22 protein-coding genes are annotated in these 23,007 nt (G+C 70.8%); 16 read left to right on the top strand and 6 right to left on the bottom strand.

The window, feature by feature from the left end; all coding sequences use genetic code 11:
- Positions 1–6: 6 nt before the first annotated feature.
- From BHU06_RS04255 to fabG, 5 genes are read left to right on the top strand one after another with little or no spacing between them, the layout of a single operon-like run.
- The gene (locus tag BHU06_RS04255) at positions 7–726 is read left to right on the top strand and encodes a trans-aconitate 2-methyltransferase (RefSeq protein ID WP_070397911.1); all 720 of its coding nucleotides are present in this window, start codon (positions 7–9) and stop codon (positions 724–726) included.
- 20 nt (positions 727–746) lie between these two features.
- Positions 747–1,937 carry a beta-ketoacyl-[acyl-carrier-protein] synthase family protein gene (locus BHU06_RS04250; protein WP_070397910.1) on the top strand — a complete coding sequence of 397 codons (1,191 nt, stop codon included), beginning with the start codon at positions 747–749 and terminating at the stop codon, positions 1,935–1,937.
- Positions 1,934–2,752: a beta-ketoacyl synthase chain length factor gene (locus BHU06_RS04245; protein WP_070397909.1), complete on the top strand. Its 819-nt coding sequence runs from the start codon at positions 1,934–1,936 to the stop codon at positions 2,750–2,752. Before BHU06_RS04250 ends, BHU06_RS04245 begins: the two co-directional genes overlap by 4 nt.
- Positions 2,749–3,231: a hypothetical protein gene (locus BHU06_RS22355; protein WP_070397908.1), complete on the top strand. Its 483-nt coding sequence runs from the start codon at positions 2,749–2,751 to the stop codon at positions 3,229–3,231. The genes BHU06_RS04245 and BHU06_RS22355 overlap by 4 nt, the downstream gene beginning before the upstream one ends.
- The gene (gene fabG, locus BHU06_RS04235) at positions 3,228–3,956 is read left to right on the top strand and encodes a 3-oxoacyl-ACP reductase FabG (protein WP_070397907.1); all 729 of its coding nucleotides are present in this window, start codon (positions 3,228–3,230) and stop codon (positions 3,954–3,956) included. Before BHU06_RS22355 ends, fabG begins: the two co-directional genes overlap by 4 nt.
- Here fabG and BHU06_RS04230 read toward each other — a convergent pair.
- The 5 genes from BHU06_RS04230 to BHU06_RS04210 form a co-directional block, all read right to left on the bottom strand.
- The gene (locus BHU06_RS04230) at positions 3,937–4,704 is read right to left on the bottom strand and encodes a glycosyltransferase family 2 protein (protein WP_070397906.1); all 768 of its coding nucleotides are present in this window, start codon (positions 4,702–4,704) and stop codon (positions 3,937–3,939) included. The genes fabG and BHU06_RS04230 overlap by 20 nt on opposite strands.
- Positions 4,671–5,468 (bottom strand): 1-acyl-sn-glycerol-3-phosphate acyltransferase, encoded by a 798-nt coding sequence (locus BHU06_RS04225; RefSeq protein ID WP_254668111.1) that lies wholly within the window; start codon positions 5,466–5,468, stop codon positions 4,671–4,673. Before BHU06_RS04225 ends, BHU06_RS04230 begins: the two co-directional genes overlap by 34 nt.
- An 11-nt stretch (positions 5,469–5,479) precedes the next feature.
- Complete coding sequence (locus BHU06_RS04220) at positions 5,480–6,481, bottom strand: hypothetical protein (RefSeq protein WP_070397904.1); 1,002 nt, start codon at positions 6,479–6,481, stop codon at positions 5,480–5,482.
- Positions 6,478–7,815: an NAD(P)/FAD-dependent oxidoreductase gene (locus tag BHU06_RS04215; RefSeq protein WP_070397903.1), complete on the bottom strand. Its 1,338-nt coding sequence runs from the start codon at positions 7,813–7,815 to the stop codon at positions 6,478–6,480. The genes BHU06_RS04220 and BHU06_RS04215 overlap by 4 nt, the downstream gene beginning before the upstream one ends.
- A gap of 302 nt (positions 7,816–8,117) precedes the next feature.
- Positions 8,118–8,660 carry a phasin family protein gene (locus tag BHU06_RS04210; RefSeq protein ID WP_070397902.1) on the bottom strand — a complete coding sequence of 181 codons (543 nt, stop codon included), beginning with the start codon at positions 8,658–8,660 and terminating at the stop codon, positions 8,118–8,120.
- Positions 8,661–8,911: 251 nt separating this feature from the next.
- Here BHU06_RS04210 and BHU06_RS04205 point away from each other — a divergent pair, with 251 nt between their 5' ends.
- Genes BHU06_RS04205 through BHU06_RS04170 form a run of 8 tightly spaced genes read left to right on the top strand, consistent with a single transcriptional unit; the run spans position 8,912 to position 16,488 of the window.
- A complete protein-coding gene (locus BHU06_RS04205) occupies positions 8,912–9,898 on the top strand; it encodes a histone deacetylase (RefSeq protein WP_070397901.1) in 987 nt (328 codons plus the stop codon).
- A complete protein-coding gene (locus tag BHU06_RS04200; protein WP_070397900.1) occupies positions 9,895–10,338 on the top strand; it encodes a thioesterase family protein in 444 nt (147 codons plus the stop codon). The genes BHU06_RS04205 and BHU06_RS04200 overlap by 4 nt, the downstream gene beginning before the upstream one ends.
- Positions 10,335–11,054: a nitroreductase gene (locus BHU06_RS04195; RefSeq protein WP_070397899.1), complete on the top strand. Its 720-nt coding sequence runs from the start codon at positions 10,335–10,337 to the stop codon at positions 11,052–11,054. Before BHU06_RS04200 ends, BHU06_RS04195 begins: the two co-directional genes overlap by 4 nt.
- A gap of 49 nt (positions 11,055–11,103) precedes the next feature.
- A complete protein-coding gene (locus BHU06_RS04190) occupies positions 11,104–11,451 on the top strand; it encodes an FKBP-type peptidyl-prolyl cis-trans isomerase (RefSeq protein ID WP_070397898.1) in 348 nt (115 codons plus the stop codon).
- A 14-nt stretch (positions 11,452–11,465) separates the two neighbouring features.
- Positions 11,466–12,878 (top strand): sodium:proton antiporter, encoded by a 1,413-nt coding sequence (locus BHU06_RS04185; RefSeq protein WP_070397897.1) that lies wholly within the window; start codon positions 11,466–11,468, stop codon positions 12,876–12,878.
- A gap of 45 nt (positions 12,879–12,923) precedes the next feature.
- Positions 12,924–13,922, top strand: coding sequence for a D-glycerate dehydrogenase (locus BHU06_RS04180; protein WP_070397896.1), 999 nt, complete (start codon positions 12,924–12,926; stop codon positions 13,920–13,922).
- 2 nt (positions 13,923–13,924) lie between these two features.
- Complete coding sequence (gene rmuC / locus BHU06_RS04175; protein WP_070397895.1) at positions 13,925–15,313, top strand: DNA recombination protein RmuC; 1,389 nt, start codon at positions 13,925–13,927, stop codon at positions 15,311–15,313.
- An 8-nt stretch (positions 15,314–15,321) separates the two neighbouring features.
- Complete coding sequence (locus BHU06_RS04170) at positions 15,322–16,488, top strand: MFS transporter (protein ID WP_070397894.1); 1,167 nt, start codon at positions 15,322–15,324, stop codon at positions 16,486–16,488.
- Here BHU06_RS04170 and BHU06_RS04165 read toward each other — a convergent pair.
- Positions 16,389–17,129, bottom strand: coding sequence for a TetR family transcriptional regulator (locus BHU06_RS04165; protein WP_070397893.1), 741 nt, complete (start codon positions 17,127–17,129; stop codon positions 16,389–16,391). The genes BHU06_RS04170 and BHU06_RS04165 overlap by 100 nt on opposite strands.
- Before the next feature lie 111 nt (positions 17,130–17,240).
- On the opposite strand from BHU06_RS04165, the gene BHU06_RS04160 reads away from it, so the two are divergent.
- From BHU06_RS04160 to BHU06_RS04150, 3 genes are read left to right on the top strand one after another with little or no spacing between them, the layout of a single operon-like run.
- The gene (locus BHU06_RS04160) at positions 17,241–18,449 is read left to right on the top strand and encodes an efflux RND transporter periplasmic adaptor subunit (protein WP_070397892.1); all 1,209 of its coding nucleotides are present in this window, start codon (positions 17,241–17,243) and stop codon (positions 18,447–18,449) included.
- An 11-nt stretch (positions 18,450–18,460) separates the two neighbouring features.
- Positions 18,461–21,619 (top strand): efflux RND transporter permease subunit, encoded by a 3,159-nt coding sequence (locus tag BHU06_RS04155; RefSeq protein WP_070397891.1) that lies wholly within the window; start codon positions 18,461–18,463, stop codon positions 21,617–21,619.
- Complete coding sequence (locus BHU06_RS04150) at positions 21,609–22,991, top strand: efflux transporter outer membrane subunit (protein ID WP_175442793.1); 1,383 nt, start codon at positions 21,609–21,611, stop codon at positions 22,989–22,991. Before BHU06_RS04155 ends, BHU06_RS04150 begins: the two co-directional genes overlap by 11 nt.
- Positions 22,992–23,007: the final 16 nt, after the last annotated feature.

Genomic DNA, 23,007 nt, shown 5'->3' with positions numbered 1-23,007 from the left:
CCCCGCATGAGCCACGCCTTCGTCCACGAACTGGTCGACCACGCCAGCGAACGCTTCCGCGCCGGCGGCCGCTTCGCGTACCACTACGCGCGCGGCAAGCTCGGTTACGACACCATCTTTCACGACATCCTGCGCCGCGGCCTGCTGAGCCAGTCGCCACGCGTGCTGGACCTGGGCAGCGGTCAGGGCAGCCTGTTCTCGTGGCTGCTGGCCGCGCAGCAACTGGCGGCGCGGGGCCGCTGGCCCGCCGACTGGGCGCCGCCGCCCGCGCCGCGGGCCCTGCGCGGCATCGAGCTGATGGACAAGGACGTGGACCGCGCGGCGCAGGCCTTCGGTGCCACGCACCCGGTGGTGCGCATCGAGCGCGGCGACATGACGCGCACCGAGCTCGGTCGGCCCGACGCCATCACCATCCTGGACGCGCTGCACTACGTGGACCACCAGCGCCAGAGCGAGCTGCTGGCGCGCATCCGCGCCGCGCTGCCGGCGGGCGGCGTGTTCCTCACCCGCATCGGTGACGCCTCGGCGGGCTGGCGCTACCAGATGGGCCTGAACATCGACCGCGTGGTGACCTTCGCGCGCGGGCACCGGCTCTCGCGCCTGTACGCGCGCCCGCTGGCCGCGTGGCGCGCCGAGCTCGAATCGCTGGGCTTCGAGGTGGACAGCCGCGACATGAGCGGCAATAAGCCCCTGGCCAACGTCATGCTGTATTGCCGCGTGCGCTGAGCGCCGCGCCCCGGGTTCCCATGCAAGCCGTTTCCCTCACCGCCTACACCGCCACTTCCTGTCTGGGGCAGGGCCTGGCCGAGCACACGCGGGCGCTGCGCGCATCGCGCAGCGGCCTGACGCCCTGCCGCTTCGAAACCGTGGACCTGCCCACCTGGATCGGCGAGGTGCCCGGCGTCGACGCCGTGGCATTGCCCGCGGCGCTGAGCGCCTTCGACTGCCGCAACCACCGCCTGGCCTGGATGGGCCTGCAGCAGGACGGCTTCGCCGAGCGCGTGCGCGAGGCCGTGGCCCGCCACGGGGCGGACCGCGTGGGCGTGTTCGTCGGCACCAGCACCTCGGGCATCCTGCAGACCGAGCTGGCCTACCGCGAGCGCGACCCGGCCACGGGCGCGCTGCCCGCCTGGTTCCACTACGACACCACGCACAACACCGGCTCGGTGAGCGCCTTCGTGCGCGCCGCCTTCGGGCTGCAGGGCATGGCCATGGCGCTGTCCAGCGCCTGTTCGTCCAGCGCCAAAGTGTTCGCCGCCGCCGCGCGCCAGCTCGCGGCGGGGACCATCGACGCGGCCGTGGTGGGTGGCGTCGATTCGCTCTGCCTCACCACGCTGTACGGCTTCGCCTCGCTGCAACTCACCTCGGCCGAGCCCTGCCGGCCCAGCGATGCGCGGCGCGACGGCATCTCCATCGGCGAGGCGGCGGCCTTCGCGCTGCTGGAGCGCGACGGCGCGCCGGCCGCCGTGCGGCTGCTGGGTGTGGGCGAGTCCAGCGATGCGCACCATATGTCGGCCCCGCACCCGCAGGGCCTGGGCGCGCGCCGGGCCATGGAGGCCGCGCTGCGCTCGGCCGGCCTGCGGGCGGACCAGATCGGCTACATCAACCTGCACGGCACCGCCACGCCGGCCAACGACGCGGCCGAGGGCCTCGCCGTGGCCGCGCTGTTCGGGCGCGGCGCGCCGTGTTCGTCCATCAAGGGCGCCACCGGCCACACGCTGGGCGCGGCCGGCGCGCTGGAGGCGGTGGCCTGCGCCATCGCGCTGCGCGAGGGCTGGATTCCCGGCAGCCCCGGCACGCGCGAACTCGATCCGGCGCTCGATCTGGACTACCGCCTCGACGGCGCGCCCGCGCCCGGGCTGAGGTACGCGCTGTCCAACTCCTTCGGTTTTGGCGGCAGCAACTGCAGCCTGGTGTTCGGTGGGGGCCAGCCATGAACCAGAGCCCCCACGCCCCACCGCACGCCCCCATCTGGCTGCACGGCCTGTCCCTCATCGCCCCCGGCCTGGCCGACTGGCCCCAGGCCGCCGCCGTGCTGCGCGGCGAACAGGCCTGGGCGCACGCGCCTTCGGTGCTGCCGCCGGCCCAGGCGCTGCCGGCGGCCGAACGCCGCCGCGCCAGCCGTGTGGTGCGCCTGGCCCTGGCGCTGGGCCAGCGCGCGCTGGACGGGCAGGACCCGGCCGACATCGCCACGGTCTTCACCTCGTCTGGCGCCGATGGCCACAACTGCCACGCCCTGTGCGAACAGCTGGCGGGCGAGGACCGCGCCATCTCGCCCACGCGCTTCCACAACTCGGTGCACAACGCGGCGGCCGGCTACTGGGGCATCGCCACGCGCTCCATGGCGCCCAGCCAGGTGCTGTGCGCGCACGACGCCAGCTTGGGCGCGGGCTGGATCGACGCCGTGGGCCAGTTGCTCGACGGCGCGCCCGAGGTGCTGCTGGTGGCCTACGACAGCGAGTACCCCGAGCCGTTGCACGCTTGCCGGCCCGTGCCGGATGCGGCGGGCATCGCGCTCTGGCTGGGCACCGCGCCGCGCGAGCGAAGCCTGGGCACGCTGCACGGCGCGCTCACGCGCGATCCGGTGGACACGCTGGCGGCGGCGCCGCTGGAAGGCCTGCGCAGGGCCTTTCCCGCGCTGCGTGGCCTGCCCTTGCTCGAGCGCATCGCGCGCGGCGATGATCGCCCCGTGGTGCTGGACTACCTGGCGCCCCAGCGCCTGCGGCTGCGCTTCACGCCCCGCCAACCATGACCGACCCGACCTCCCACGCCCCGCTGGACCGCGACGCCATCGCGCGCCGCATCCCGCACCAGCTCGACATGTGCCTGCTCGACGCCGTGCGGCACTGGTCGCCCGAGGCCATTCACTGCGAGGCGCGGCTCGATGGCCTGGCCACGCACCCGCTGCGCGGCGCCGACGGCGCCCTGGGCGCGGTGCACGCCATCGAATACGCGGCCCAGGCCATGGCCGTGCACGGCGCCCTGGTCGCCGGTCTGCATGAGGCGCCGCGCGCGGGCTACCTGGCCAGCGTGCGCGGGGTGAACCTGCACACGCTGCGCATCGAAGCCGCCGACGCGCCGCTGCGCGTGCGCGCCGAGCGCCTGTCGGGCGATGCGCGAAACGTGCTCTACGGCTTCAGCGTCGAGGGCGCCCGCGGCGCCGTGGCCGATGGCCGCGCGGCCGTGGTGCTCGACGCCGCGGGCCTCTCGTCCGACGGGGGCCTGGCATGACGGCCTCGAAACGGGCCCTGGTCACGGGCGGCAGCGGCGGCCTGGGCGCGGCCATTGCGCAGCGCCTGGCGCAGGACGGCCTGGAGGTGCTGGTGCACGCCAACCAGGGCATGGAACGGGCGCAGGCCGTGGTCGACCGCATCCTGGCCGCCGGTGGTCGGGCGAGCGCCTGTCGATTCGACGTGACCGACCGCGCGGCCTGCGCGGCGGCCCTGGCCGAGCTGAACGAACAAGGCCCGGTGCAGGTGCTGGTGAACAACGCCGGCGTGCACGACGACGCCGTCTTTCCCGGCATGACGGGCGAGCAATGGGACCGCGTGCTCGACGTCTCGCTCAACGGCTTCTTCAACGTCACGCAGCCGCTCATGCTGCCCATGATCCGCACGCGCTGGGGCCGGGTCATCAACATCACCTCGGTGTCCGGCGTGGTGGGCAACCGCGGGCAGGTGAACTACTCGGCGGCCAAGGCCGCGCTGCACGCGGCGGGGCGCTCGCTGGCGCTGGAGGTGGCCGCGCGCGGCATCACCGTCAATGCGGTGGCGCCCGGCATCATCGACAGCGGCATGGCAGACGGCGTGTTCGACGCCGCCACGGTGAAGCAGCTGGTGCCCATGCAGCGCGCGGGCCGCGCCGAAGAGGTGGCCGATCTCGTGGCCTTCCTGGCCTCCGAGCGGGCCGGCTACATCAGCGGCCAGGTGATCGGCATCAACGGGGCGATGGCCTGAGCCGCTGCCACAGCAGCCGGGGCAGCCGCAGCACGAAGCCCGCGAACAGCCGGCTGTGCATCCAGGAGAGCAGCAGGTTGTCGCGCAGGTATTTGAAGTGCGACACGCCGCCTTCCTCGGGGGCGAGGTAGCGCACCGGCGCGTCCACGTTGATCGGGCGCACGCCGGCCCAGCACAGGCGCACCACGGCCTCGGGGTCGAAGTCGAAGCGGCGCATGAAGCGCGTGGAACGCATCACGTCGATGAGCGCGCGCACCGGGTAGACCCGAAAGCCATAGAGCGAATCGCCGACGCCCATGCCCAGGGTTTCCATGTTGGCCCAGGCGTTGGAGATGCGCCGCCCCTGCACGCGCAGCGCGGGCGCCTCGGGACCGAAGACCGGCTTGCCCAGCACCATGGCCTCGGGCCGTGACACCGAGGTGGCCATGAAGCGGGGGATCAGTTCGGCCGGGTGCTGGCCGTCGGCGTCCATGGTCAGTGCGTGCGTGAAGCCCGACAGCGCGGCGGCCTGCAGGCCCGCCAGCACCGCCGCGCCCTTGCCCTGGTTGCGGGGCAGCACGATCACGCGCAGCTGCGGGTCTTGCGCGGCCAGGGCCTGCACCTCGGCGGTGGAGCCGTCGGTGCTGCCGTCGACCACCACCCACACCGGCGCCCACCGCTCGCGCGCCGCGCGCACCGTGCGCGCGAGCAGCTCGCCGGGGTTGTAGGCGGGGATCAGGACGAGGTGGGTCGTGGAGGGCTGGGGCATGGGTTCGCGGACGCGACCTGGGCGTTCTTGAGCGCCTGGTCGAAGTGGCTTTGCAGTTCGTCGGTGAAGGCGCGGGCGTCGCTGGGCGGCGCGAAGCGCCGGCCCAGGCGCGCGCTCACCCGCAGCGGCAGCTCGGGGCGGCGCCACAGCGGCCAGGCCTTGCCCAGGTACGGGCTGGAGAAATCGAGCAGCACCGTCTGCACCGGCACCTGCGAGCGCACCGCCAGCAGGCCGATGGAGGCGGGCACGCGGTTCATGGGCCAGTCGGTGGTGCGCGTGCCTTCGGGAAAGACGACGACCTGGGCGCCTTCGCGCAGCTCACTGCGGCATTGCAGGATCACGTGCAGCAGGTTGTCGTTGCGCACATAGCCCGCGAGCCGGGCGCCCGCGCCGAACAGCGGGTTGTCCATCAGGCCAGCCTTCATGATGCAGACCGCGTTGGGCAGGCGCGAGACCAGCAGCAGGGCGTCGAGCAGGCTGGGGTGGTTGGCCACCACGATCATCGGGCCCTGCCCGGCCAGGCCATCGAGCGCGTTCAGGTCGAAACGGCAGCCGCAGACCGCGCGCAGCGCGCCGAGGTAGAAGCGGAAGCAGGCCGTGGCCACGCGCCGGCCCACGGCCTGTCCCCAGCGCCGCGGCAGCGCGTGGTGCAGCACCAGGGCGATCGGCGACCAGCTCAGGCACAGCGAGGCGAGCAGGCTCAGGCCCAGCACCATGGCCAGGTGCTCGCGCAGCGCCTGCAGCCACTGGGTGGGGCGGGACAAGGTGAGCCGCATCAGCGCAGGACGGGTCCGTGGGCCAGGGACTCCACCTCGACCAGCAGGTCCTGGCGGCAGATGTCGGCCTGCATCAGCGTGAGGCCGGCGCCGCCCAGGCAGCGCTCGAGCGCGCGGCGCACGACGGGGAAATCGGCCGCGTGGCGCACGTACACCCGATGGCTCAGCGCCTCGGCGCGGTGTCCGGCGGTGCGTGTGGCGCGGTTGGCCTCGTCCAGCACGGCGCGCAGGTTGCGCGCGGTTTCTTCGCATTGCGCGACCACGTCGCCCGGGTGCACGGTCTGGTGGCCGACGATGCTCGCGGTGCCGGAGACCAGCAGCCATTCGCCGGCGCCCGATTCGGCCAGCACCGCGCGCGCGAACAGCGGCGGGCGCGGGCCGTAGTCGCCCGGGTAGTGGAAGGCGCTCACCTGGCGCGGGTTCTCGATCGGGCGCGGCGCCCGGCGCCCGGCGAGGAAGGCGATCGACAGCGGTCCGCGGTCCGCCCAGCCCAGGGCGCTGGCCGCCGGCATCTGGGCGGCGGCGATGGGGCCCAGGGCCTGGTAGGCGTCGTGGCGGCCCAGGTTGAACCAGCGGTAGCGCTCCAGGCCCTGCTCATCGCCGTTGATGCCGGCCATGTAGTTCCACACGCGCCACAGGTGCGGCGTGCCGCGCGCGCCAAGCAGCGCGAACAGGCGCAGGTAGGCCTCGCGCGTGCGTTCGCGCAGGCACGCGCCGCGCTCGGGCGCGTCGGGCGTGGGCTCGTCGAGCTCGATCAGGCCGTACAGCAACTCGCCATCGCCGCGCCAGCGCAGGCCGCCGTCCTGGCCCTGCTGCAGCGGGCCGTCGCTGGCCCAGGCCTCGCGCCAGGCGGCCGCGGCGCCGCGTTCACCCGGCATGCGCAGGCGCTGTTCGGGCCAGGCGGGTGTGCCGCCCGCGCCGTCCAGGGCGGCCCCGCCCAGCACGCCGGACGGGACGGGAGCGTCGACGACGCGCGGTGTGAGCAATCGCAGGCCGCTCATGCGCTGGACGAGGCGCTGGCCGACGCGGTGGGCCGGATGTTGCGCCGGCGCTGTCGCCAGGCCCGCCAGCTGCGCAGCGGGTTGCCCAGGTTGACCGCCAGGTACAGGCCTTTGAAGGCCCACAGCGACGGCCAGATCGGCGTGCGGCCGAACAGATCGCCCGCCAGCACCGACAGCAGGGCCTCCTTCATGCGCAGGGGGTTGTGCGGGTCCATGAAGAAGCCGCGCATGGTGGGGTTGGTCATGCGGTAGATGAACCAGGAAAACTCGCGCGGGCCGTGGCGCATGTGGCGGTCGAAGCGGCGCAGGGCCTGGGCCGCGCGCGCCGGCTCGCGCAGGCAGGTGTCCACGGTGCGCGCGCCGATTTCGGCGCTGCTCATGGCCAGCCACACCCCCGAGGAGAACACCGGGTCGATGAAGGCATAGGCGTCGCCCAGCAGCAGGAAGCCGGCGCCGTGGCTGAGCGTGGAGCGGTAGGAGTAGTTGCCCGTGGCCTCGGCGGGCGTTGCCGGCTGCGCGCCGGCCAGGCGCTCGGCCAGTGGCGGGCAATGGTGGATGTTGTCCAGCAGGAAGTCCATCAGCTCGCGCCCACCGCGGGTCTTCATGTGGTACGGCCAGGTGACCATGCCGACGCTGGTGGCGCCGTCGCTCAGCGGGATGAACCAGAACCAGCCGTGCTCGAACCAGAAAATGGTGATGTTGCCGGCGTCCTGGCCCTCGTGGCGGCGCGCGCCGCGGAAGTGGGCGTAGACGGCGGCACTGTTGTGGTCGGGGTTCTTCTCTTTGGTCTTGAGCCTGCCCGCGAGGAAGGTGTCGCGGCCCGAGGCGTCGACCAGGAAGCGCGGGCGCCATTCGGTGCTGCGCCCCTGTGCGTCGCTGGAGACGACCGATGCCACGCGCTGGCCGTCGGCGGCCCAGCGCAGCTCGCGGGCCAGCGTGCCCTCGTGTACCTCCACGCCCTGTTCAGCGGCGTTGCGCAGCAGCAGCTGGTCGAAGTCGGCGCGTTTGACCTGGTAGGCCGTCGGCATGGACTTGTCCCAGGCGTCGGCGAAGTAGTAGGTCTGCGTGTGGCTGTGCTGCGGCGAGACGAATTCGGCGCCGGGCTTGAGCATGCCGATGGCCCGCACGGCGTCGCCCACGCCCAGCCGATCGAGCAAGGGCATATTGGCCGGCAGCAGCGATTCGCCGATGTGAAAGCGCGGGTGGTGGTCCTTGTCGAGCAGGACCACGCGGTGGCCCTGGCGCGCCAGCAAGGTGGAAACCGTGGAGCCCGCAGGCCCGCCGCCGATCACCAGAACGTCGCAGTCGCGCGGCGCGGTGTCTGTCTCTTGCATGGAACCTCGCTGGTCACTGGGCGCCGCGTGGGGAGGCGGCGCGGAAATCCAGGGATTCTAGGAGGCCCATTCGGCGCCAGAGCCGGGGGCATGTAACCAAAAAAAAGAAGCCCTCACCGTAGGGTGAGGGCTGTGAAGGGTCCGATGAAACCGAATTTCGAAAAGGACCCGAGGAGACAACCAGAAAAAACCGATGACAGCAAACCTTGGGCGTTCAGACTAAGGCCTGCAATACGCTGTCAATTGTGGGCGGGCGACGGAATGTCAAGTCCCGCGATCAACGGCAGCGTTCTTGTGCTATTTCAGCGCTTCTTGGCGGCGGTCTTGGAGGCGTTCACGGCGGTGGCGGCCACGGTGTTGAAGTTGGACTCAGCCATTTCGGTGGCCTGCTTCACGGCCTTCTGCACCGACTCGATGGCGTTGTTGGCGGCGGACACGGCGCTCTTCATCACGGCGACGGCGGTTTCGGAGCCGGCCGGCGCGTTCTTGGCGGCGTTGTCCACGACGGCCATGAATTTCTTCTGGGCGTCGGCGGCGGTGGCTTCGGCGGCCTTGCCGAACTCGGCGCCGGTGCCGGAGGCGATGTCATACAGGTGGCGGCTGTAGGCCACGGTCTTCTCGGCCAGGGGCTGCATCAGGCTGGCTTGCAGGTTCAGCAGTTCCTGGGCGTCCTTGACGCTGAGCAGGGCCTGGGCGTTGTTGGCGGACTCGGACAGGGCGGCCTTGGTGGCTTGCAGGTTGAGTTCAACCAGCTTCTCGACGCCTTCGAAAGCCTTCTGGGTCAGGCCAAAGAGGGTGTCCATCTGGGACTTCTGGGCGGCGATGATTTGTTCGGCGGTCAGCATGAAGATTCTCCTGAGGGGTGGATGGGGGACAACAGAGGCTGCGGCGTGGAGGCGGGTGGCCTCGGCTCGAACGGTGGTCTCGTTCGTTATGCTGCGCTGCAACATGGGTCGAATTATTGAGGAGCCGGGCCAGCGATGCAAGCCCTTTTTGCTGCATTGCAACAATTTAGGGGGTGCTTTCTAAACCCGGGGCCCGCGCTGCGGCTTCGCGCCGCGCCCACAATGCGCCGCCGCCGTTTCGCCCGCGCCCCGTGCACGCCTACTACGCCGATCACTTCGTGCTGCCCCTGCCCAGCGGGCACCGCTTTCCCATGGCCAAGTACGGCCGTTTGCGCGAACGCCTGGCGTGCGAGCTGCCCGAAGTGGATCTGCACGAGGCGCTGCCCGCCAGCGACGGGGAATTGGCCCTGGTGCACGCGCCGGCCTACATCGCCGCGGTGGCGGACGGCTCCCTGAGCCCTGCGATGCAGCGCGAGATCGGTTTCCCCTGGAGCCCGGCGATGGCCGAGCGCGCGCGCCGTTCGGTGGGCGCGACGCTGCAGGCCGCGCGCCGCGTGATGGGGCAGGGCGGTGGCCTGGCGGCCAACCTGGCGGGCGGCACGCACCACGCCTATGCCGACAAGGGAGGTGGCTTCTGTGTCTTCAACGACTTCGCGGTCGCCGCGCGGTTGATGCAGGCCGAACACGCCCGCCGCCACCGCCAGCCGCTGCGGGTGGCCATCGTCGACCTTGACGTGCACCAGGGCAATGGCACGGCACGCCTGTTCGCGGCCGACCCCAGTGTGTTCACGCTCTCGCTGCACGGTGCCAAGAATTTTCCCTTCCGCAAGGAGCCGAGCGACCTGGACGTGGAGCTGCCCGACGGCTGCGGCGACGACGACTACCTGTACGCCCTGGACCTGGCGCTCGACGAGCTGGCGCGCCGCTTCGAGCCCGGACTGGTGCTCTACCTGGCGGGCGCCGACCCGCACGAGGGCGATCGCCTGGGGCGCCTCAAGCTCAGCTTCGACGGCCTGGAGGCGCGCGACCGCCGCGTGATGGATTGGGCCTGGTCGCGCCGGCTGCCGCTGGTCTTCGCCATGGGCGGCGGCTACGGCCACGACCTGGAGGCCACGGTGCAGGTGCAGATCAACACCTACCGCACGGCGCTGGCTTTCGAGCGCCGCTGGCAGGCGTGGCCGCCGGCGCTGGCGGCTGGAACCCCGGCCGGTACGCACTGGCACAATCCCGGGCCATGACCGCACCGGCATCCCGTCCCCAGGCCCGGCCCCGCAGCGACTTCCGCGTCTTTCGCGCCATCGGCACCCGCTGGGCCGACAACGACGTCTATGGCCACGTCAACAACGTCGTTTACTACAGCTGGTTCGACACGGCGGTCAACGCGCACCTGATCGAATCCGGCGCGCTCGACATCCACGCGGGCGGCGTCATCGGCCTGGTGGTGGAGACGCAGTGCCACTATTTCGAGCCGCTGAGCTTTCCCCAGACCGTGTGGGCCGGCCTGCGCGTGGCGCACCTGGGCACGTCCAGCGTGCGCTACGAGGTGGGCCTGTTCGCCGATGGCGCGGACCGCACGGCGGCGCACGGCCACTTCGTGCACGTCTACGTGGACCGCGCCAGCCGCCGCCCCGTGCCCTTGCCCGACGCCTTGAAGAAGACCCTGGAGACCTTGAGATGAACCTCGCCGAGCCCGTCGCGATCGACCCCGCGAGCGTCGACGCCGCCATCACCAGCCGCATGTCGGTGCGCGCCTTCCTGCCCACGCCGGTGCCGCGCCAGACCATCGAACACATCCTGGACGTGGCCAGCCGCGCCCCGTCGGGCACCAACACCCAGCCCTGGCGCGTGTACGTGCTGCAGCATGCGGTGCGCGACGAACTCGTGGCCAAGGTCTGTGCCGCGCACGACGCCATCTACGCCAACCCCGCGCTGGCCGCCGAGTACCGCGAGGAGTACGACTACTACCCCGAGAAATGGGTCAGCCCCTACATCGACCGCCGGCGCGAGAACGGCTGGGGCCTGTACGGTCTGCTGGGCATCAACAAGGGCGAGAAGGACAAGATGCATGCGCAGCACCACCGCAACTTCCGCTTCTTCGACGCGCCCGTGGGCCTGATGTTCACGCTCGATCGCGTGATGGGCCGCGGCTCGCTGGTGGACTACGGCATGTTCCTGCAGAACATCATGGTGGCCGCACGCGGCCAGGGCCTGCACACCTGCCCCCAGGCGGCCTGGAACGGTTTCGCGAAAATCATCCTCCCGCACATCGGCGCCGGCCCCGACGAAATGGTGGTCTGCGGCATGGCGCTGGGTTACGCCAACCCCGACGAGCCCGTCAACGGCTTCCACACGCCGCGCGAGCCGGTCTCGTCGTTCACCCACTGGCTGGGCTGAGGCCGCGCGCTCTCTTTCCGCTTTTCCTTTTCTTTTTCAGGAGACAAACATGATCACCACCCCCAGCGGCCTGCAATACGAAGACACCGTGGTTGGGCAGGGCGAGGAAGCCCAGGCAGGCCGACCGGTGCAGGTGCACTACACCGGCTGGCTGTACGTCAATGGCGCCGCCGGCAGCAAGTTCGATTCGAGCAAGGACCGCGGCCAGCCCTTCGAATTTCCGCTGGGCATGGGCCACGTCATCCGCGGCTGGGACGAGGGCGTGCAGGGCATGAAGGTCGGTGGCACGCGCCGCCTGGTGATCCCGGCCGAGCTCGGCTACGGCGCGCGCGGCGCTGGCGGCGTGATCCCGCCCAACGCCACGCTGCTGTTCGAAGTCGACCTGCTGGCCGTCTGAACGGGGGGCGCGGCGTGAGCTCCCTTTCGCTCAGGGCCCTGGCCCTGTCGTCCCTGTTGTTGCCCGGCCTGGCCGGTGCCGCCGAGCTCGACGGCAGCCAGCTGTCCGCCTGGTGGGGCCTGCCCTTCGCCGGCGTGCTGCTGTCCATTGCCGTCATGCCGCTGCTGGCGCCCATGTTCTGGCACCACCACTTCGGCAAGGTGTCGGCCGCCTGGGCACTGGCCTTCCTGGTGCCGTTCGCCCTCACGTTCGGCGCTGGCGCCACGGGCGCCGCGGTGGTGCACGCGGCGCTGGCCGAGTACATCCCCTTCATCATCCTGCTCACGGCGCTGTTCACCGTCGCCGGCGGGATCTTCGTGCGCGGCAACCTGCACGGCAGCCCGGGGCTGAACACGGGCATCCTGGCCATCGGTGCGGTGCTGGCCAGTTTCATGGGCACCACCGGCGCCTCCATGCTGCTGATCCGCCCGTTGATCCGTGCCAACGACAACCGCCGGCACCAGGTGCACGTGGTGGTCTTCTTCATCTTCATCGTGTCCAACGCCGGTGGCGCGCTCACGCCGCTGGGCGATCCGCCGCTGTTCCTGGGCTTCCTCAAGGGCGTGGGCTTCTTCTGGACGCTCGAGCACCTGTGGGCCAAGACCGGTTTCATCATCGGCGTGCTGCTGGTGCTGTTCTATCTGATCGACTCGTACTACTACCGCCGCCGCGAAGAGGTTCGCGCGCCCGATCCCACGCCCGACACGCCGCGCCTGGGCTTCGACGGCGCGATCAATTTCGCGCTGCTGGGCGTGGTGGTGGTGCTGGTGTTGATGAGCGGCCTGTGGAAGTCTCCGGTGGTGTTCAACGTCGCCGGCACCGAGGTCGGCCTGCCCGGCATCGTGCGCGACGTCGGCCTGATCATCGTCACGCTGGTTTCGCTGCGCATCACGCCCGAGAGCGCGCACGAGGGCAACCAGTTCAATTGGGCCCCTATGCAGGAAGTGGCCAAGCTGTTCGCGGCGATCTTCCTGACCATCATCCCGGTCATCGCCATGCTCAAGGCCGGCGTGGACGGTCCGTTCGCGGCCGTGATCCGCGCGGTCACGCACGCCGACGGTTCGCCGAACAACCCCATGTACTTCTGGGCCACGGGCGCGCTGAGCTCCTTCCTGGACAACGCGCCCACTTACCTGGTGTTCTTCAACACCGCCGGTGGCGACCCGCAGGTGCTGATGACCACGCTCGCGCCCACGCTGATCGCCATTTCGGCCGGCGCGGTGTTCATGGGGGCCAATACCTACATCGGCAACGCGCCCAACCTCATGGTCAAGGCCATCGCCGAAGACCGCGGCGTGAAGATGCCCAGCTTCTTCGGCTACATGGCCTGGTCGGTGGGCATCCTGCTGCCGCTGTTCCTGGTCGTCACCTGGATCTGGTTCCTCTGACCCGACCCGCTTCCCGCACAACACCACCCCAAGGAGACCCGCCGCATGGCCGCCAAGCCCGCCATCCTCATCAGCCGCAAGATCTTCCCCGAGGTCGTCGAGCACCTGCGCCAGCACTTCGAAGTCGATCACAACGACGCCGATGGCGTGCTGGCGCCGGCCCAACTCATCGAGCGCCTGCAGGGCAAGGTGGGCGCCCTGACGACCGGCAGCGAGCGCATCGACGGTGCCATCGTCCAGGCCGTGCCCTCGCTGCGCATCGTGGCCAACATTGCGGTGGGGTACAACAACTTCGACGTGCCCGCGCTCAGCGCGGCCGGCGTGCTGGCCACCAACACGCCCGACGTGCTCACCGAAACCACGGCCGACTTCGGCTTCGCGCTGCTCATGGCCACCGCGCGCCGCCTCACCGAGAGCGAGCATTTCCTGCGCGCCGGCCAGTGGAACCGCTGGGCGCTGGACATGTTCGCGGGCGCCGAGGTGCACGGCAGCACCCTGGGCATCCTGGGCATGGGCCGCATCGGCCAGGCCATCGCGCGCCGCGGCGCACTGGGCTTCGGCATGAAGGTGATCTACCACAACCGCTCGCGCCTGGATCCCTCCACCGAGGCCGAGTGCCAGGCCCGCTACGTGGACAAGGCCACGCTGCTGCGCGAGGCCGACCACCTGATCCTGGTGCTGCCCTACAGCAAGGAAAGCCACCACGCCATCGGCGCGGCCGAGATCGCGCAGATGAAGCCCAGCGCCACGCTGGTCAACATCGCCCGCGGCGGCATCGTGGACGACGCGGCGCTGGCGAAGGCGCTCAAGGAGCGGCGCATCGCCGCCGCCGGCCTGGACGTGTTCGAAGGCGAACCCCAGGTGCACCCCGATCTGCTCACCGTGCCCAACGTGGTGCTCACGCCGCACATCGCCAGCGCCACCATCCAGACGCGGCGCGCCATGGCCATGCTGGCGGCCGACAACGTGATCGACTACCTCACCACCGGCCAGCCGCGCACGCCGCTCAACGCCGAGATCATCGGGAAAGGCGCGCGCGCCTGACCATGGACACTTGGTTGCTGATCGCGCTGCTGGCACTGGCCCTCGGCGGCGTGGTGCTGCAGCTCCTGCTGTGGCGCCGCCGGCCCGAACCTCCCGCGGTGTCGCCGGAGGACATCGCCCACCGCCAGGCGGTGCTGGCGCAGCTACAACAGATCGCCCAGCGCGTGGAGCACGTGGAAGGCGAGCTGCGGCGCGAGGTGAGCGACAACGCCCGCAACGCGCGCCAGGAGCAGCAGCAGAGCCTGAGCCGCTTCCAGGAGTCCATCACCGCGCAGTCGGCCGAAACCACGCGCACGCAGAACGCGCAGCTCGACGGCTTCGCCCAGCAACTGGTGCAGCTGCGCGGCGCGCTGGGCGACGCGCTCACGCGCCAACTGCAGGACATGAGCGAGGCCAACGCGCGCCGCCTGGCCGAGATCCGCACCACGCTGGACGCCCAGCTCACGCAGCTGCAACAGGGCAACGCCGCCAAGCTCGACGAGATGCGCGCCGTGGTCGACGAGAAGCTGCAGAGCACGCTGCAAGCGCGCCTGGGCGAGAGCTTCAAGCAGGTGGCCGACCGCTTGGAGCAGGTGCACAAGGGCCTGGGCGAGATGCAGACGCTGGCGCAGGGTGTGGGCGACCTCAAGCACCTGCTCACCAACGTGAAGACGCGCGGCATGTTTGGCGAGGCCCAGTTGGCCGCGCTGCTGGAGCAGGTGTTCGCGCCCGACCAGTACGCAGCCCAGGTGGTCACGCGCCCGGGTTCGCGCAACCCGGTCGATTTCGCGGTTCGCCTGCCGGGCCGCGGCGACGACGGCGCGCCGTGCTGGCTGCCGATCGACGCCAAGTTCCCGAACGAAGACTACGAGCGCCTGCTCGATGCCCAGCAGCGCGCCGATGGGGACGGCGCCGAGGCCGCGGGCCGCGCGCTGGAGCAGCGCATCCGCCTGGAGGCCAAGTCCATGGCCGACAAGTACCTCGAGCCGCCGCACACCACCGACTTCGCCATCCTGTTCCTGCCCACCGAGGGCCTGTACGCCGAGGTGCTGCGCCGCCCCGGCCTGATGGAGCTGCTGCAGCGCGAGCACCGCGTCACCCTGGCCGGCCCGACCACGCTGATGGCCATGCTCAACTCGTTGCAGATGGGCTTTCGCACGCTGGCGCTAGAGAAGCGCAGCAGCGAGGTCTGGCAGGTGCTGGGCGCGGTCAAGACCGAATTCGGCAAGTTCGGCGACGTGCTGGCGCGCGTGAAGAGCCAGACCCAGACGGTGCTCAACACCCTGGACCAGGCCGAGGTGCGCAGCCGCGCCATGGGCCGCGCGCTCAAGACCGTGGAAGCGCTGCCGCAGGACCGCAGCAGCGCGCTGCTGCCGCTGGACAGCGATCCCACCGACCCCGAGGCCCCTTGAACCCCCGCTTGCGCGTGGACCTCGCGCGGCTGATCGCTTCGCAGATCAGCGTGCACGCCTGCATGACCGGCTTTCGCATGGCCGCGCCCCTGATGGCGCTGCGCGAAGGCCACAGCGCCTGGTCGGTGGGCGTGCTGCTGGCGCTGTTTGCGCTGGCGCCGGTGTTCCTGGCGCTGCCCGCCGGCCGCTTCGCCGACCGGCACGGCCTGCAGCGGCCGGTGCGCCTGGCCGTTACCGTGGCCAGCGTGGGCGCGCTGGCGGCGGTGGCCTGGCCCACGTTCTGGGTGCTGTGCCTGTCGGCCACCACCTGCGGCGCGGCCAGCGGCCTGGCCATGATCGCGCTGCAGCGCCACGTGGGCCGGCTCGCGCACGACGCGACCGAGCTGCGCCAGGTGTTCAGCTGGATGGCGGTGGGCCCGTCGATCTCCAACTTCCTGGGGCCGGTGCTGGCCGGCTTCGCCATCGACCACGCGGGGTTCCGCTGGGCCTACCTGGTGCTCGCGCTGCTGCCCTGGCTGGCCTGGTGGTGGGTGCGGCGCACGCAGGAGCTGCCGCGCGAGCCCGCGCCCGAGGGCGCTCAGAAGCGGTCTTCGTGGGACCTGCTGCGCGAACCCGATTTCCGCCGCCTCATGGCACTGAACTGGATGCTGTCGTCCTGCTGGGACGTGCACACCTTCCTGGTCCCTGTGCTGGGCCACGAGCGCGGCCTGAGCGCCACCGCCATCGGTGCCATCCTGGGCGGCTTCGCGCTCGCGGCCACGGCCATCCGCGTGCTCATGCCCTGGATCGCCGCGCGCCTGCGCGAATCGGCGGTGATCGCCGCCGCCATGTTCGCCACCGCCGCGCTGTTCGCCCTCTACCCCTTCGCGTACGCGGCCTGGGCCATGGCCACGCTGTCCGTGCTGCTGGGCTTTGCGCTGGGGTCGGTGCAGCCCATGATCATGAGCATGCTGCACCAGATGACGCCGCCGCACCGCCACGGCGAGGCCCTGGGCCTGCGCGCCATGGCCATCAACGGATCGAGCGTTGCGATGCCCCTGCTGTTCGGCTCGGCCGGGGCGGCGGTGGGCGTGGCCTATGTGTTCTGGGCCGTGGGGGGCGTGGTGGGCATGGCCTCGCCCATGGCCTGGCGCTTGCGGCCGGCGGTCGCGCCGCCGGAGCGTTCGCGGCCTTGACGGCGGTCGGCCGCCGGCTCCCGAAAGCCCAGGCCGGTGAGGTAGATGTCCATGGTCTGGCGTCCGCGCGCGACCAGGTCGAAGGCCTTGGGGTCGAGCAGCCAGTTCTGGATCAGGCCATCGATCATCACGTGCAGGCCCAGCGCCGCCGCCGACAGGGGAATGGGCAGGCTCAGGCCCTGGCGTTGCGCGGCCAGCTGAAGGGTGTCTCGGGTCACGGCCATGCACTCGTTGCGCACCCGCAGGTGGCGATCGCGCACGGCCTGCATCTCGTCGGTGTATTCCACCTTGTGCGTGGCCACCTCGAACACGCGCCGCGTGCGCTCATCGCGCGCCGTCTGGCGCAAGGCGCTGCCCATGGTGTCGCGCAGGGAGCGCAGGGGATCGTCCTCGGCGGCGGCCGCGCGGCCCGCCTCGGCGAGTGAGGTCTCCAGCGGCAGGGTCACGCGCTCCATCATGGCGTTGAACAGGTCCGCCTTGTCCTTGAAGTGGTGGTAGACCGCGCCGCGCGTGGCGCCCGCGGCGGTGGCGATGTCGTTCAGCGTGGTGCCCGACACGCCCTTGGCCTGGAACAGGCGCTCGGCGGCGTCGAGCAGCCGGTTGCGTGTTTCCTGTGCTTCAGCTTTGGTGCGGCGGGCCATGAATGGACTTTGGTAAAAGAGGGGTTTTGCGGAAAAAAGCCGAATATACATACATTCACGTATGTATACTCGCGCGTTTCCCGAGCCCACCCGCGCGCCGAGGTCTATTCCATGCCCAGTTCCTTCCCGCTGCCGCGCTCCCGCGCGGCCAAAACCCTTGTTGCCATCGCCCTGGCCGCCCTGGTGGTCGCCTGCGGCAAGCAGGGCGCCCCGGCCCAGGCCGGCGGCGGCGCGCCGCCTCCACCCGAGGTGGGCGTGATCACCGTGGCTCTGGGCGATGTGGGCCTGGTCAACGAACTGCCGGGTCGCCTGGAGGCCTCGCGCGTCTCCGAGGTGCGGGCGCGCGCCGCCGGCATCCTCCAGCAGCGCCTGTTCCGCGAGGGCAGCGAGGTCAAGGCCGGCCAGCGCCTGTTCCAGATCGATCCCGCGCCGTACCAGGCCACGCTGCAGAGCGCGCGCGCCACGCTGGCCCGCGCCGAGGCCAACCTGACCCAGGCCAAGGCCCTGGCCGAGCGCTATGCCCCGCTGGTGAAGGAAAACGCCATCAGCCAGCAGGAATACGCCAACGCCCAGGCCGCGCAGAAGCAGGCCGAGGCCGACGTGGCCGCTGGCCGCGCCGCGGTGCAGACCGCCAATATCAACCTCGGCTACGCCAACGTCACGGCGCCCATCAGCGGGCGCATCGGCCGCGCGCTGGTGACCGAGGGCGCGCTGGTGGGGCAGGGCGAGCCCACGCCGCTGGCCGTGATCCAGCAGATCAACCCCATGTACGTGAACTTCACGCAGTCGGCCTCCGAGGTCTACCGCCTGCGGCGCGCCTTGCAGAGCGGCTCGCTCAAGGGCGCGGGCGATCAGGTCGCCCGCGTGAAGATCGTGCTGGAGGACGGCTCGGTCTATGGCCGCGATGGCCGCCTGCTGTTTTCCGACCTCACCGTGGACAGCGCCACCGGCCAGGTGACGCTGCGCGCCGAGGTGCCCAACCCCGATGGCGTGCTGCTGCCCGGCCTGTATGTGCGCGTGCGCATCGAACAGGCCACGGCGGGCAATGCCCTGCTGCTGCCGCAGCAGGCCGTCACGCGCACGGCGCAGGGCGATTCGGTGATGGTGGTCGATGGCGAAGGCAAGGTCGCGCCGCGCAACATCACCGTGCGGGGCCAGCAAGAGGGTCAGTGGGTCGTGACCGAGGGCCTCAAGGCCGGTGACCAGGTCATGGTCGACGGCTTCCAGAAACTGCGTCCGGGCGGCACCGTCAAGCCCGTGCCCTGGAAGAAGCCGGGTGAGCAGAAACCCAACGGGGCCGCGCCTTCCAAGGCCAGCTGAGGCAAGCACACATGGCGAAGTTTTTCATCGACCGGCCCATCTTCGCGTGGGTGATCGCGTTGTTCGTGATCGTGATGGGCGCGGTCTCCATCACGCAGCTCCCCATCGCGCAGTACCCGCCGGTGGCGCCGCCCTCCATCACGATCAACGCCACCTACCCCGGTGCGTCCGCCAAGACGCTCGAGGATTCGGTGCTGTCCATCATCGAGCAGGAAATGAACGGCTCGCCCGGCCTGATCTACATGGAGTCGGTGGCGCAGGCCAACGGCACCGGCTCGATCACGCTGAGTTTCCAGCCCGGCACCAACCCGGCGCTGGCGCAGGTGGACGTGCAGAACCGGCTGTCGCGTGCCTCGCCGCGCCTGCCGGCGGCCGTGACGCAGCAGGGTGTGCGCGTGGACCAGGCGCGCAGCAACTTCTTGCTCTTCACCATCCTCACCAGCGACGACCCCAAATGGGATCCGGTGGCGCTGGGCGATTACGCCACGCGCAGCGTGCTGCCCGAAATCCAGCGCGTGCCCGGCGTGGGCCAGGCCCAGCTGTTCGGCACCGAGCGCGCCATGCGCATCTGGATCGATCCGGCCAAACTGCTCGGTTTCAACCTGAGCGCGGCCGACGTGAACGCGGCCATCCGCGCGCAGAACGCCCAGGTCTCGGCGGGTGAAATCGGCGCCCTGCCCAACGTGGCGGGGCAGGGCATCTCGGCCACCGTGGTGGTCAACGGCCAGCTCGGCACGGTGGAGGAGTTTGGCAACATCGTGCTGCGCGCCTCCCCCGGCGGCGCCACCGTGCGCCTGAAGGACGTGGCGCGCATCGAACTCGGCGCGCAGGCCTACGCCACCTCGGCCCGACTGAACGGCAAGCCCTCCACCGGCATCGGCGTGCAGCTGTCGGCCAGTGGCAATGCGCTGGCCACGGCCGACGCGGTGCGCGCCAAGCTCACCGAGCTGGAGCGCTTCTTCCCCGAGGGCATGAGCTGGACCATTCCCTACGACAGCTCGCGCTTCGTCAAGATCTCCATCCAGCAGGTGGCGCAGACGCTGCTGGAGGCCGTGGCGCTGGTGTTCCTGGTGATGTTCCTGTTCCTGCAGAACTTCCGCTACACCATCATCCCGACCATCGTGGTGCCGGTGGCGCTGCTGGGCACCTTCGCCGTGCTGCTGGCCATGGGCTTCTCGATCAACGTGCTCACCATGTTCGGCATGGTGCTGGTGATCGGTATCGTGGTGGACGACGCCATCGTGGTGGTGGAGAACGTCGAGCGCATCATGAGCGAGGAAGGCTTGCCACCCTTGCAGGCCACGCGCAAGGCCATGGGCCAGATCTCGGGCGCCATCATCGGCGTGACCGTGGTGCTGATCTCGGTGTTCGTGCCGCTGGCCTTCTTCAGCGGCTCGGTGGGCAACATCTACCGCCAGTTCGCGGCGGTGATGGGCGTGTCCATCGCCTTCTCGGCCTTCATGGCGCTGTCGCTCACGCCCGCGCTGTGCGCCACGCTGCTCAAGCCCGTGCCCAAGGGGCACCACGTCGAGAAGAAGGGTTTCTTCGGCTGGTTCAACCGCGGCTTCGCGCGCACCACCGGCGGCTACTCACGCACGGTGAGCGCGCTGCTGCCGCGCGCCGGCCGCATGCTCATCGTCTACCTCGCCATCGGCGCGGCGGCGGCCTGGGTGTACGTGAACCTGCCCACCTCCTTCCTGCCCAACGAAGACCAGGGCACCATGCTGGTGAACGTGCAGCTGCCCCCGGGCGCCACGCAGGAGCGCACGCTGGAGGTGATGGAGCAGGTGGAGGGCTTCGTGCTCAAGCAGCCCGAGGTGGAAAGCATGGTCAGCGTGCTGGGCTTCAGCTTCTCGGGGCAGGGCCAGAACGCCGCCCTGGCCTTCGTCACGCTCAAGGACTGGGCCGAGCGCCACGCGCCCGGCAGCTCGGCCGAGGCCGTGGCGGGCCGCGCCTTCGGCGCGCTCATGGGCATCCGCGACGCCTTCATCTACCCGCTGAGCCCGCCGCCGATTCCGGAGCTGGGTGCGTCCTCGGGCTTCAGCTTCCGCCTGCAGGACCGGGGCGGCCTGGGCCGCGAGGCCCTGACCCAGGCGCGCGGACAATTGCTGCAGCTGGCCGCGCAAAGCCCGGTGCTCGCCCAGGTTCGCCCCGACGGCCTGGAGGACGCGCCGCAGCTGCAGCTCGACATCGACCGCGACCGCGCGCAGGCGCTGGGCGTGGGCTTCGACGCCATCAACGCCGCCATCGGCACCGCGCTGGGTTCCAGCTACGTGAACGATTTCCCGAACAGCGGGCGCCTGCAGCGCGTGGTGGTGCAGGCCGAGGCCGCGGCGCGCATGCAGCCCGATGACCTGCTGCGGCTGAACGTGGTGAACAACCGCGGCCAGGCCGTGCCGCTGTCGGCCTTCGCGTCCACGAAGTGGATCACGGGGCCCATGCAGACGGTGCGCTACAACGGCTACCCCACCATGCGCATCAGCGGCATGGCGGCGCCGGGCTACAGCACGGGCGCCGCGCTCAATGAGATGGAGCGCCTGGCCGCGCAGCTGCCGCAGGGCATCGGCTACGAATGGACCGGCACTTCGCGCGAGGAAAAGCTCGCCGGCGCGCAGGCCATGGTGCTCTATGGCTTCGCCATCCTCGCGGTGTTCCTGTGCCTGGCGGCGCTGTACGAAAGCTGGACCATCCCGCTGTCGGTGATTTTGGTGGTGCCGCTGGGGGTGGTCGGGGTGCTGCTGGCCACGCTCTTGCGTGGCTACCAGAACGACGTGTACTTCCAGGTCGGCCTGATCACCATCATTGGCCTGTCGGCGAAGAACGCGATCCTGATCATCGAGTTCGCGAAGGACGTGCAGGCCCAGGGCAAGAGCGCCATGGAAGCGGCATTGGCCGCGGCCCGCCTGCGTTTCAGGCCCATCATCATGACCTCGATGGCCTTCACGTTGGGCGTGGTGCCGCTGTTCATCGCGTCGGGCGCGGGCTCGGCCAGCCAGCGCGCCATCGGCACCGGCGTGATCGGCGGCATGATCTCCGGCACCCTGCTGGCCGTGTTCTTCGTGCCCCTGTTCTTCGTGGTGGTGCGCCGCTTCTTCAAGGGCAGCGAGCGCCAGCACCAGCGCGACCGCGACAGCGCGCGCGCACATGGAGTCGACAACGATGAATCCTGATTTCACGACCCGTCTCGGCCCGCTGGCGGCGGCCCTGCTGCTGGCCGGCTGCTCGATGATTCCCACCTACGAGCGTCCCGCCGCGCCTGTGCCGCAGGCCTATCCGCAAGCGGCCGATACCGCGGGCGTGCGCAGCGCGGCGGACACCGCCTGGCGCGACTTCGTGCAGGACGCGCGCCTGCGCGAGCTGGTGCAGCGCGCGCTCGACAACAACCGCGATCTGCGGGTCGCCACGCTCAACATCGAGCGCGTGCGCGCGCAATACCAGATCCAGCGCGCCAACCAGTTCCCCACCATCGGCGTGGCCGCCAGCGGCAACCGCCAGCCGAACGGCAGCGGCGGCATCCAGAGCACCTACAGCGTGGGCCTGGCCCTGAGCACCTGGGAGATCGACTTCTTTGGCCGCCTGGGCGCGCTCAAGGAGGCCGCGCTGGCCGACTACCTGGCCAGCGAGCAGGCGCGCAACGCCGCGCAGACCAGCCTGGTCTCGGCGGTGATCAGCAGCTGGTTGAGCCTGCAGACCAACGAGGCTCTGCTGGCCATCACGCGCCAGACCCAGGCCACGCGCGAGGACTCGCTGCGCCTGACCAAGCTGCGCTTCGACAACGGCGCGGCCTCGGCGCTGGATCTGCGCCAGGCCGAGTCGCTGGCGGCCACGGCCCGTGCGGCGCTGGCGCAGCAGCAGCGGGCGCGCGCGCTCGACGTGAACGCGCTGAACCTGCTGGTGGGCGAGCCGGTGCCGGCCGAGCTGCTGCAGGTGGCCGAGGCCGACGCCGCCTTGCTGGCGGACGTGCCGGCCGGCCTGCCCTCGGATCTGCTCACGCGCCGCGCGGACATCCGCCAGGCCGAGCAGACCCTGATCGCGGCCAACGCCAACATCGGCGCGGCGCGCGCGGCCTTCTTTCCGCGCATCACCTTGACCGCGAGCGCGGGCACGGCGAGCAGCGACCTGTCGGGCCTGTTCAAGGATGGCAGCTGGGGCTTCACGCTGAACCCGGTGGCGCTGCTGCCGATCTTCGACGCGGGCCGCAACCGCGCGGGCCTGCAATCGGCCGAGGTCTCGCGTGACATCGCCGTGGCGCAGTACGAGAAAGCGATCCAGACGGCGTTCCGCGAAGTGGCCGACGCGCTGGCCGGCCGCGCGACGCTGGCCGACCAGCTGCAGGCGCAGCGCGACCAGGTCACGGCGGAGGAGGACCGCTTCCGCCTCGCCGACCTGCGCTACCGCAACGGTGTGGCGAGCTTTCTCGACGTGCTGGACGCGCAGCGCGCGCTGTTCGCGGCGCAACAGGCCGAAGCGCAGACGCGCCTGGCCCTGCAGCAGAACCGCGTGGCGCTGTACGCGGCGCTGGGCGGGGGCTGGCTGGAGTGAGCCCGGGCCGGTGGGC

The organism is Hydrogenophaga sp. PML113 (genome assembly GCF_001777155.1).
Taxonomy (GTDB): domain Bacteria; phylum Pseudomonadota; class Gammaproteobacteria; order Burkholderiales; family Burkholderiaceae_C; genus Hydrogenophaga; species Hydrogenophaga borbori.
This window is presented reverse-complemented; position numbering and strand designations above follow the sequence as displayed.